The 11769-nt window shown below is 40.9% G+C and carries 8 protein-coding genes; 6 read left to right on the top strand and 2 right to left on the bottom strand.

Annotation, left to right across the window (positions count from 1 at the left end; genetic code table 11):
• The first annotated feature begins 58 nt into the window (after positions 1–58).
• The 5 genes from AC1DND_RS07070 (at position 59) to AC1DND_RS07090 (ending at position 7184) form a co-directional block, all read left to right on the top strand.
• On the top strand, positions 59–1138 hold the full coding sequence (locus tag AC1DND_RS07070; protein WP_477580276.1) for an endo-1,4-beta-xylanase: 1080 nt from the start codon (positions 59–61) through the stop codon (positions 1136–1138).
• 82 nt (positions 1139–1220) lie between these two features.
• The gene (locus AC1DND_RS07075) at positions 1221–2060 is read left to right on the top strand and encodes a sialate O-acetylesterase (RefSeq protein WP_477580278.1); all 840 of its coding nucleotides are present in this window, start codon (positions 1221–1223) and stop codon (positions 2058–2060) included.
• A 38-nt stretch (positions 2061–2098) separates the two neighbouring features.
• Positions 2099–3205, top strand: coding sequence for an endo-1,4-beta-xylanase (locus tag AC1DND_RS07080; RefSeq protein WP_477580280.1), 1107 nt, complete (start codon positions 2099–2101; stop codon positions 3203–3205).
• A 3-nt stretch (positions 3206–3208) separates the two neighbouring features.
• Positions 3209–6061, top strand: coding sequence for a glycosyl hydrolase 115 family protein (locus AC1DND_RS07085; protein WP_477580282.1), 2853 nt, complete (start codon positions 3209–3211; stop codon positions 6059–6061).
• Positions 6062–6083: 22 nt separating this feature from the next.
• Complete coding sequence (locus AC1DND_RS07090; protein ID WP_477580284.1) at positions 6084–7184, top strand: glycoside hydrolase family 43 protein; 1101 nt, start codon at positions 6084–6086, stop codon at positions 7182–7184.
• 749 nt (positions 7185–7933) lie between these two features.
• On the opposite strand, the gene AC1DND_RS07095 is transcribed toward AC1DND_RS07090, so the two are convergent.
• Positions 7934–9484, bottom strand: coding sequence for a glycoside hydrolase family 43 protein (locus AC1DND_RS07095; RefSeq protein ID WP_477580286.1), 1551 nt, complete (start codon positions 9482–9484; stop codon positions 7934–7936).
• A gap of 249 nt (positions 9485–9733) precedes the next feature.
• On the opposite strand from AC1DND_RS07095, the gene AC1DND_RS07100 reads away from it, so the two are divergent.
• Positions 9734–11101 (top strand): glycoside hydrolase family 43 protein, encoded by a 1368-nt coding sequence (locus AC1DND_RS07100; protein ID WP_477580288.1) that lies wholly within the window; start codon positions 9734–9736, stop codon positions 11099–11101.
• Positions 11102–11269: 168 nt separating this feature from the next.
• Here AC1DND_RS07100 and AC1DND_RS07105 read toward each other — a convergent pair.
• On the bottom strand, positions 11270–11769 hold a 500-nt coding region (locus AC1DND_RS07105; protein ID WP_477580290.1), incomplete at its 5' end, for a beta-xylosidase family glycoside hydrolase.

Below are 11769 nucleotides of genomic sequence, written 5' to 3' on the forward strand. Positions count from 1 at the left end.
AAACTATTCCCATAGCCACAATCCGAATAATTTAGCCTACTGATCATCAAACCAGATTATGAGCCGAAAGCCGAATAAATTATTAGCGATTCTTCTATTCCTTTTCTTAGGGATCCTGACCTTAAGTGCATACAAAAGAGCCAGCGGGCTTAAAGATTACTATAAAAATTATTTCCCCATAGGTGTTGCCGTTAAGCCGAGCGACCTCCATAATCAAGAAAAGTCGCTGATCTTAACACATTTTAATAGTATCACGGCAGAAAATGCAATGAAAATGGGTCCAATACATCCCTTTGAAAATAGATTTTTCTGGAAAATTGCAGATTCAATTGTTCAATTTGGATTACAGAATAAGATAAAAGTAAGGGGTCACTGCTTAGTCTGGTATGCCCAAACACCAAGATGGCTATTTAAAGACTCTACAGGAAACCAGGTAACTAAAGATGTGTTGCTTTCCAGGATCAAAAACCATATTAACACCGTTGTATCCCGGTACCGTGGGAAAATTTACGCTTGGGATGTAGTAAATGAGGTGATTGCAGATGATACCAGCACTTTCCGGAAATCTCAGCTGTATAACATTGCAGGAGAGGATTTTATTGAACAAGCATTTAGGAATGCACATGTGGCAGATCCAAAAGCATTGTTGTTTTATAACGATTACAATACGGAAAATCCTATAAAACGGGACAAGATATATCGGATGCTTAAAAAGCTATTAGCCAAAGGAGTTCCCATTCATGGCGTTGGATTACAGGCGCATTGGTCTATCAGTAACCCTACCCGCTCCGAACTTGAAAAATCTATTGAATTGTTTTCATCACTTGGTCTTCAGATCCAATTTACCGAGTTAGATGTTTCCGTGTATTCGGGAAGACAGGGCGGCCAGATGGTTACAGGTGAAAAAGGCGCTAATACAGCTGTTTTTACACCAGAAATGGAACAGCAGCAATTGGAAAAATATAAGATGGTTTTTGAGGTGTTCAGAAAATATAAAAAGAACATTACGGGTGTTACCTTTTGGAACCTCTCCGACCGTTATAGCTGGCTCGATGCCAGAGGTAGGAAAAACTTTCCATTACTATTTGATGCCGATTTAAAACCCAAAAAAGCATACTACGAGGTTACAAAGTTTTAAACAAACAAGCATTTGATGATTAAAGGCAATATGTACTGCTAAATCATCAGTATACATCAATTACGATCAACTATAACCAAATATGACTAAACTACGTGCCATCTTTACTTGTGCAGCTTTATTGCTGATCAGTATTCCCTCATTTTCACAGGATTCGAATTTTTATATATTTCTGTGTTTCGGACAATCGAACATGGAAGGAGCTGCCAAATTTGAAACACAAGATACTACAGCAGTTGACCAACGGTTTCGCCTGTTGGAAGCCGTTAATTGCGATAACTTAAACCGTACAAAAGGTAACTGGTATACTGCTGTTCCGCCGCTAACACGATGTAAAACGGGACTGGGCCCAGTAGATTATTTCGGCCGGACACTTGTTGCCAACCTGCCCAAAAATATTAAAATCGGTGTAATCAATGTCGCCGTAGGCGGATGTAAAATTGAACTGTTCGACAAAGAAAATTACCAATCCTACACCACAACAGCGCCAGATTGGATGAAGGGTATGTTAGCTGAATACGAGGGAAACCCATATGCCCGGATGGTAGAGATGGCTAAAATTGCACAGCAAAGTGGCATAATCAAAGGGATATTGTTGCATCAGGGAGAGTCAAACACCGGCGATAAAGCGTGGCCAGAAAAAGTAAAGGGCGTGTATGAAAACTTATTGAAAGACCTAAAATTAGAAGCTAAAAATACGCCGTTACTAGCCGGAGAAGTGGTAAACGCCGATCAGGGCGGAGTTTGTGCCAGCATGAACGCTATTATTGCAACTTTACCGCAAACCATCCCCAATGCACATGTTATTTCTTCTGCGGGCTGTCCTGATGGACCGGACAATCTACATTTTTCTGCCGAAGGCTACCGTATGTTAGGCAAAAGATATGGAGAAAAGATGCTGAGCTTACTTGGCAAAAAATAATCAAATAGCCTATACTTTTCCAAACTGATCAAGATACAATGAGTGCCAAAAATATATTTTCTACTTATATCCTATTTCTATTCTTTGTACTGGGCTTCGAAGGATGTAAAACGGGGCAATCGCTTTCCAGTAATCAAACAGATAGCAGGGGTTTAAAAGATTTTTACAAAGATTACTTCCCGATTGGTGTTGCCGTTGGCAAAAGAAACCTGAGCGGAGAGGAAAGCGCGTTGATTAAAAAACATTTTAACAGCATTACAGCAGAAAACGACATGAAAATGGAGTCGATGCAACCTATAGAAGGGAAATTTAATTGGCGGGAAGCCGATTCGATTATCAGCTTTGCAGCGCAAAATAACATCAAAGTACGTGGCCATAATTTATGCTGGCACGAACAGGCACCCTCATGGTTTTTCACAGATAAAGAGAGAAAAGAAGTAAATAAAATAGTATTGCTACAACGATTGAAGGCACATATTGATGCCGTAGTTGGGCGATATAAAGGAAAAATATATGCCTGGGATGTTGTCAATGAGGCCATTGACGACGATTCTACAAAATACTTACGAAATTCGAAATGGTACCAAATCTGTGGTGAAGACTTTATCATTAAAGCCTTTGAATATGCACATGCCGCCGATCCCGATGCAAAACTTTATTACAATGATTACAATACCGAACGACCAGAAAAAAGAGAACGCGTATACAAGTTGCTCAAAAGCCTGAAAGACAAAGGCGTACCTATAGACGGCGTTGGCCTCCAAGCGCATTGGTCTATTTATGAACCTAGTGAAAAAGAACTCGTTACAGCAATTGAACGCTATTCATCTTTAGGCCTTAAAATACAGTTTACCGAGTTAGATCTTTCCATTTATCCATGGGAGAAAAATAAACGTGCCAAACGTGCGAATGAAAGCGATGCTTACACCGCCGAACTTGAAGCCAGGCAGGTTGAAAAGTATAAAATGGTGTTCAACGTATTCAGAAAGTATAAAAATGTAATCACCAATGTTACATTCTGGAACATTTCAGATCGCCGTACCTGGCTGGATGGTTATCCTGTACCTGGCCGCAAAAATTACCCCTTACTTTTCGACACGCAATTAAAACCAAAAAAAGCCTATTGGAGCGTTATTAAATTTTAAGTAATGAAGAAAATATTTCCGCTAGTCTTATTCCTTTTCAACGTCCTCATTGCAGAAGCCGCTGGGCTCGGTCCAATTACGGTAAATACTTATTTGCCTGGAAGTTTTGCTGTGGTGAGCAAAGGTAAGGTTCCATCCATTTTAGTAAGTGCCAACGAATGGCCAGGCGTTATACGTGCCGCCCAAAATCTTCAAAACGATATTAAAAAGATAAGTGGACTTAAACCTGAATTTTTAACGGATAAAACAACCAGCATGCCCATCATCATTGGCACTATCGGCAACAGTAAAATCATCGATGAAATGATCAGGAACCATAGTCTAAATGTCTCCGAAATTGCCGGAAAATGGGAAGCCACATTAATTCAGGTGATAAAAAACCCAGTTAAGGGCATAGATTCTGCTTTAGTAATTGCCGGAAGCGATAAGCGGGGAACGATATATGGAATATACGAGCTTTCTGCTCAAATTGGTGTTTCACCTTGGTATTATTGGGCTGATGTTCCGGTAAAAAAAAGCAGTTCGCTCTATGTTATTGCAGGGCGTCATATAATTTCTTCACCTGCGGTAAAGTACCGGGGGATATTTTTAAATGACGAAGCGCCCGCACTTTCCGGATGGAGCAAAAAAGAATTTGGGGGGTTTAACCATAAGTTTTATGAGAAGGTATTCGAATTGATTCTTCGCTTAAAAGGGAATTATCTATGGCCCGCCATGTGGGGAAGTGCATTTAACGACGACGATAAACTCAACCCTGTTTTAGCCGACGAATATGGCGTAGTGATTGGAACTTCTCATCACGAACCCTTAACACGTGCCCATGATGAGTGGAAAAGATATAAAGGTGGCAAATGGAACTATGATCAAAATCCCGAGCAATTACGTGCATTTTGGGAAAGCGGCCTGCAACGTGTAGCCGATAAAGAACAGATCATCACTGTTGGTATGCGTGGCGATGGCGACGAGCCCATGTCTACAGGCACAGCTACTGCCCTACTGGAAAAAATTGTAAAAGATCAACGTGAAATTATTGAAAAGGTAACAAAAAAACCTGCAGCGCAAACGCCACAGCTATGGGCCTTGTATAAGGAAGTTCAGGATTATTACGACAAAGGCATGCGCGTTCCCGATGATGTAACTTTACTTTTATGCGATGATAATTGGGGCAACATTAGAAAATTGCCAAGTTTAGGCGAAGCGCCCAGAAAAGGCGGTTATGGGGTTTATTATCACTTCGACTACGTGGGTGGCCCCAGAAACTACAAATGGGTAAACACCAACCCCATCCAAAAAATCTGGGAACAGATGCGATTGGCTTACGAACATGATGCCAATCAGATCTGGATCGTAAACGTTGGCGATTTAAAACCAATGGAGTTCCCCATCCAATTCTTTTTAGATTATGCATGGAATCCTGACGCCATCCCGGCCGATAAATTAATGGACTACACAACTAATTGGTCGGCCAACCAGTTTGGGAATGAACACGCTACAGCAATTGCCAACCATATAGATACTTATCTAAAATACGCAGGTAGAATTAAACCAGAACTGCTTAATGCAAAGACCTATAGTTTAAGCAGCTATAACGAGTTTGAACAAGTTACCGCTGATTTTAAAAAACTTGCACAACAAGCTACCAGAACCAACAAACAACTGGCTGATAATCAGAAAGATACCTATTACCAATTGGTTCTTCACCCCATTGAGGCTGTGGCTAATTTATATGAGATGTATCTCGCGGCAGCCAAAAACAAACTATACGCCAAACAGGGCAGATTTTCAACCAATACTTTCGCCGGTAAAGTTGATTCTCTATTTAAGCGAGATGCCGAAATCAGCACATACTACAATAAAACAATGGCTGGGGGAAAATGGGACCATATGATGGATCAAACGCATATTGGTTACACTTCCTGGCAACAGCCTGATAGCAATATTATCCCTAAAACTACGCTGATTAATAATACTACTACCAGCCTGGGTGTTGCACTGGAGAACTCGGAGCTCCATTTTACGGGAAAAACAAAGGTAGCGCAGGGCTTCACTTTTTCAGCGCTTGCAAATACATCACATACACTCGAACTTTTCAGAACAGGTGCGGGTGAAATGAGATACGATATCAAAGCTCCTGATTTTGTCATGTTAAACAGTAAAAAGGGATCACTTAGCGATGATCAGAAAATTCAGATCAGCATTGATTGGAATAAAGCGCCAAAAAACACTAAAACAAGTGAAATTCTCATTTCTGGCAGTGATAAATCGAGCATCACCATTCCTATTAAAACCGAAAACATTATTCCAACCGACTTATCTGCTAATTTATTCCTCCCTGATAACGGCTACATTTCGATGGAAGCGACAAGTTATAACAGAGCGGTAAACAGCAGACCTATTTTTTGGAAAACCATTCCCAATTACGGAAAAACCAGGGGCGGAGTAATCGCAACACCTGTAACTTCACCAATTCAGCAGCCTGGTGAAGGCTCACCACATTTAGCTTATGACATTTTTGTAACTGAAACGGGCAATTTTACCTTAAATACCTTTATCTCCCCTACTATTGATTTTACCGGGAAAGATGGATTAAAGTTCGCCGTGTCATTAGACGGGCAAGCTCCTATAGTAGTTAATATCAGCAAGGATTACGCCGCTGATTATGCCTGGGGACAATCGGTAGCCAACAACATCAAAATTTTTAAAACTCCCCTTGTCTTTAACAAGACCGGAAAACACACCATCAACTATTGGATGATTAATCCTGGCGTGGTACTGCAAAAATTAGTACTCGATCTTGGAGAATTAAATCCAAGTTACTTAGGACCACCAGAAAGCATTAAAAGCACACGACATTAAATTAACCAAAACCATGAGCAACATGATTAACGAATTAAAAAAAATCACCCTTTTTTCATCCATTATGGGAATGGCTATTGCCAGCTCCTGCCAGCAAGCAAACCAAAAAACAGAGAAGGAAACGGCACACACCCCTAAAAAAACCAGCTATTTATCGCAGCCTATAATCTCCAAAATTTATACCGCCGATCCTTCTGCCCACGTTTTTAATGGAAAAATTTATGTTTACCCTTCACATGATATCGAGGCAGGCACTCCGGAAAATGATAATGGTGATCATTTTGACATGAGAGATTACCACATTTTGAGCATGGACAGTATTCATGGTAAAGTTACCGATCACGGTGTGGCATTAAGCATAAAAGATATTCCATGGGCCGGCAGACAACTTTGGGCACCGGATGCCGCCTTTAAAAACGGAACCTATTATCTGTATTTCCCGGTTAAAGATAAATCTGATGTATTTAGAATTGGTGTTGCTACATCAAAAAATCCAGCAGGGCCATTTAAGGCTGAACCTGAACCTATTAAAGGGAGTTTTAGTATCGATCCGGCGGTGTTTACAGATACTGATGGCGCCAGTTACATGTACTTTGGTGGAATTTGGGGCGGGCAGTTACAGCGTTGGAATAATGGAAAATATGATGCCAATGGATCTAAAACCGACTCACAGAAAGAAAATGAACCCGCATTGAGTGCCAAAGTAGCGAAATTGAGCAGCGATATGTTATCATTTGATGGTGAAGTGAAAGATGTTCAACTAGTAGATAAACAAGGAAAAGCATTACTTACTAATGACCACGACAGACGTTTTTTTGAAGGTGCCTGGATGCACAAATTTAATGGAAAATATTATTTCACTTACTCAACAGGTGATACCCATTATTTAGCATATGCGATTGGCGACAAACCTTATGGACCATTTGTTTACGAAGGCACTTTTATGAAGCCCGTTCAAGGTTGGACTACCCACCATTCCATTTTAGAGATAAAAGGCAAGTGGTATATCTTTTACCACGACACCCAGCTTTCAGGAAAAACCCACCTTAGAAATGTGAAAGTGACAGAATTGAAACACAATGCCGACGGAACAATCGAAATGATTGAACCATGGGTTGAATAAGTATGAGTTGAAAGGTTGTTATTGGGAATTGAAGCAACTGATGAAGTTAATCATTGTAGAACTATTATTATCCCCAGGTTTCGAATTGGCAAATTGAGAAATCTGGGGGCAAAAAACACGCAATACAGCGAATAAATGCCCTTCGACTAGGGTGTCAATAACAGATCCTAGTAGAAAAATCGTCATTGCGAGCAACGAAGCAATCTTAATGCGCATGCTAGTAGCGATCGTTGTAAGATTGCTTCGTCGGCTGAACAAGCCTTCTCGCAATGACGATAATTTGAGGGGATTAATCTTTTAGATTCTCCTGTCATTTATATTGATTTTATACAATAAATTAAGCCTATCATTGACATTATTTTACAAATCATTATTAATCAACATTTATCGCATTTCCATTCAGCTAGGCCTTAGCACGGTATCCCCGTTCTACTGACATCCGGCCTAACAAATTTTTCGGACCGCACTACTCAAGCCACCCCACTGACCTCTAAAGAAAAATTTTCAGCCGGCATTTTTTGTTTTTTCATAGGCCTTTATGTTTTCAACGGCATTCAAGCTAGCTGTGCTGGTCTTTTTGATGCCAAAAAGAAAGAGCCCTTCGGCGGCGGCGAGCCGAGGCAAGACCGTGCCTTAAGGCAAAAGAAATCAATTAAACGTCACTCATATGGATTTTATACAATAAATTACCCCTCAGGGTGACATCTTTTTACGATTTATCCCTTGGATAAGATTAGGCTCAAACTATTCTATTTTGCTTCAATCCTAAAATAATCGAAGTCAACATATCCTCCAGCATTTTCAGTTGCATAATTAAACAGTCCGAAACGGTAGCCTATAAAATGGGGAAGTGTATACGACATTTGCAGCGGCTCTCCTATCGTTTTCCAGGTTTTGCCATCAAAGCTGTAAAAAAAATAACCTTTATCTGTTCGGTTCTCAAAATCACATCTTGCCTTGAGATAAATGGTTTGCTGTCCGGCAGGAACATCTTCACCATTTACATTACCGCTTTGGGCGCTTACCGTTACCACCGTTTTCTTTGATCCTGTATGTTTTACACCTACCCAGCCAAATTTGCGTTGCAGCAACATCAATCCCGCCTGGTCTCCAGTTTTCATATTGGAAATATCAATTGAAGTGATTGCGGTTGATACGGGCCCGATGGTACGCTGGGTTAATATATTGCGGGCCAGAAGAATATTAGTATCCAATCTGGAGGTGGTAATCCGTAAAAATCCTGGGCGTTTAGTTAGCGACCAAAATGCATGATCTGGATTGTGGTTCCATTGCCATACCAGTGGAAGCGCGGGCTCGCCTTTTTTGCGGGTAAATTCATCTGATGCCACAATGCCGGGAATTAAGCCGCTACTAACCGGAAGTTCCAATGTTTCCGGAACTTTACCATCAACACCCAACACCGGCCAGCCATCTTCCCAGGTAACCGGAACTAAATATGGAATGCGGCCAACGGATCCAAAATCTCTAAAAAGATAAGAAAACCATTTTCCTTCTGGCGTACTGATTAAACCGCCCTGCGCAACACCCTTATCTTGAAGTGCTACCCGCCCTTCATATGGCCCGACAAGTTTGTCGGAACGGTGTACCACAACTGTACGCATCCCATTTCGTGGCCAGGTAATGTTAAAAAGATAATATTTGCCATTAATTTTAAACAGTTGCGAGCCCTCAGCTGGTAATCCGGCACCCGTACCTGAGGGAAGGCTTGCGTTTTCGATAATCGTTATGGGTTTCGTGTCAGGTTTTATTCCAGATAAATCTTCCTTTAATTCCACCAAAATAATTTTGCCGGTACCGTATACCATGTAAGTTTTTCCTTCCTCAAAAAACAGGGAATGATCATGGAGCGAAGGTTTAAAATACATGAGTTTCCACGGGCCTTTTTCGATATCTTTTGTACTGTAGATATACGTTTTGCCTGTGGTACCAGAGAAAGTGCTTACATAATAAATGCCTTGATGAAAACGAAGGCTACTTGCCCACGATCCCCGCCCATAATCCCATTTTCCATTGGATAAAGTTAATTCTTCAGCATTTCCGAGGGTATCATAAGCATAACTTACAATTTTCCAGTTTACCAGATCGGTTGATTTCATGATGGGCACACCGGGATTCATGTGCATCGTTGTGCTGCTCATGTAATACACTTTCCCTACTCTGATCATCGAAAGGTCGGGTACATCGGCAAAAATGAGCGGATTTGTTGCTTTTTGCGCATCAACACAAACTGCATTTAGCACAAAAAAGAGCAATAATGTAAATAATTTAAGATTCTTCATACAGGTTAGTCAGCTTTTCAACTTGCACTGCTTTTATATTCGGTATTCAAAGCTATTCAGAAATGTGCAGATCAACGAACCGCTTTGTTCAAATCTATGTTACAAATGTTTTTAATTCAATCAATCCCGTTACAGAAAAACAGGCAAACTAACCAAATGTGCTAGTAAAATTGACGAAATAAAGTAGTTGCGGACTAAGGTTCTCAATAATTTAGCGGCATTGATTGAAATTAACCAAATTTATCTTTTATGAACCTTAAATCCATCCTAGCCTTCTGCGCTTTTCTGTTTCTTCTTACAACCACCCAAATCAGCTCCGCCGATGATGTTATAGTCGGCTACCGCCATTTGGCGGATCCTGGCACTCTTGTTTACAACGGAAGAGTCTATCTCTACGCATCTAACGATGATGAGAACTCCTATGATAAAAATAGCGGATACAAAATGAAATCGATCGTTTGCATTTCGAGCAGCGACATGAAAAACTGGACAGACCATGGTGTTGTATTTGAAGCACCTAGAGATGTAGCCTGGGCAGGCAGAACCTGGGCTCCGGCAGCAATTGCCCGCGACGGCAAAATTTTTCTATACTTCGGAAATGGTGGCAATGGCATCGGCGTAGCAACTTCAAGCAGTCCGATAGGGCCATTTAAAGATCCCATTGGGAAAAAACTCGTTGAAACCGAAACGCCAGGTGTACTTCCTGCACCAAACATGTGGTTATTCGATCCAATGACCTTTATTGATGATGATGACCAGGCCTATATGTACTTTGGCGGTAACGGCGAGAGCAATGTTAGGGTAATCAAACTCAACCGGGATATGATCAGCGTAGATGGCCCTGCAACATCTATTACTGCTCCTGCATTTTTTGAGGCTTCATGGATGCATAAGCGCAATGGGATTTATTATTTCTCTTACTCAACCAACCCGAAAGCGCAGATGCGCATCGACTATATGATGAGTAAAAGCCCTACCACTGGATTTACCTATGGAGGAATTGTTGCCGCGCAACCGCCAAAAAACAATAACAATAACCATCAGGGAATTTTCGAATTTAAAGGACAATGGTATCACGCCTACCACAACAGGGCTGTAGCATACAAATTGGGAATCCCTACAGAATTTAAAAGAAATCTGGGTGTTGAGGTGCTAAATTACAGAGCCGATGGCAGTATCGAACAGGTAACCTACACGGCAGATGGAGTACCACAGGTGGAAGGATTAAATCCCTACATGCGTGTGGAGGCCGAAACGATGAGTGACCAACAAGGTGTTAAAACTGAAACATGCAGCAAAGGTGGTTTAAATGTTACGCATATTAAAAACGGAGATTGGATAAAAGTTAGGGGCGTAGACTTCGGCAAAGGAGCAAAAAAGTTTTCAGCTTCTGTAGCAAGTATTGGGAAGGACAACAAAATTGAACTTCGTTTAGGCAGCCCTGACGGAAAAGTAATTGGAACACTGGCCGTGCCAAACACTGGTGATGCGCAGACATGGAAAGAAGTGAGCTGCAAAGTTAATGGCGCAACAGGAAAACAAGATCTTTTTCTAACCATTAAAGGAGCAGAAAAACCAGAAGTAAATATCGATTTTTGGACATTTTCGGCGAAATAGAATTTCACCCTATTTTTAAACAAATTAACCTCGCAGGTATTACAGCACCTGCGAGGTTAATTTTTTATAACTAATTAGCCTGGAAGAACTTTTCACAGATAACCGAAGTAATATCAATTATTTTTCAATATGCTTCAGGCAATAAAAATCAACAGAAAGCTATATTATCTATTTTTGCTTGTAAATGGCATCATTACCGCTATAATCTAACCATTTAAAAGACGCTGTACTTTTAGTGCTTTCTCCGGATGAAGTACCATAAAGCGCATAAAGTGAGCCTACAAAACCTCCTGCGGTTTCAGTACTCAAAAACTTCCCATCCACTTTATCCATCAGTATTTTCCATTTGCCCGGGCTTTCAGCGTAAAGAAAATTGTAAAGCCCTCGATCAGCTTCTATTTTAAACTGCAGGGTTTTAGCTTTTACCGGAGTTTCAATAATCAAGTCCATCCCCTTAGTTGCTCGGTTCCCTTTGTAAAGCTGAACGACCTGCTTCCCATCTTTTATCGATTTGCAGATGTAGTAAAAATTATATTCACCTTGAAAGATAAGCATCCCTGCTTTTTCATTTGGCTGCGACGCCGTAAAGGTCATCTGAGTTGAAGCGCTACCGGTTAAATGCTGCTGTCTTTTACCGATAAATGCAGGATTTCCTAACCCCATACACG

The organism is Pedobacter sp. 01N416 (assembly GCF_056399685.1).

Excerpts from the sequence above, each read along its gene's own strand:
- AC1DND_RS07070 (WP_477580276.1), top strand. The coding sequence starts at position 59 with ATGAGCCGAAAGCCGAATAAATTATTAGCGATTCTTCTATTCCTTTTC.
- AC1DND_RS07075 (WP_477580278.1), top strand. The coding sequence starts at position 1,221 with ATGACTAAACTACGTGCCATCTTTACTTGTGCAGCTTTATTGCTGATC.
- AC1DND_RS07080 (WP_477580280.1), top strand. The coding sequence starts at position 2,099 with ATGAGTGCCAAAAATATATTTTCTACTTATATCCTATTTCTATTCTTT.
- AC1DND_RS07085 (WP_477580282.1), top strand. The coding sequence starts at position 3,209 with ATGAAGAAAATATTTCCGCTAGTCTTATTCCTTTTCAACGTCCTCATT.
- AC1DND_RS07090 (WP_477580284.1), top strand. The coding sequence starts at position 6,084 with ATGATTAACGAATTAAAAAAAATCACCCTTTTTTCATCCATTATGGGA.
- AC1DND_RS07095 (WP_477580286.1), bottom strand. The coding sequence starts at position 9,484 with ATGAAGAATCTTAAATTATTTACATTATTGCTCTTTTTTGTGCTAAAT.
- AC1DND_RS07100 (WP_477580288.1), top strand. The coding sequence starts at position 9,734 with ATGAACCTTAAATCCATCCTAGCCTTCTGCGCTTTTCTGTTTCTTCTT.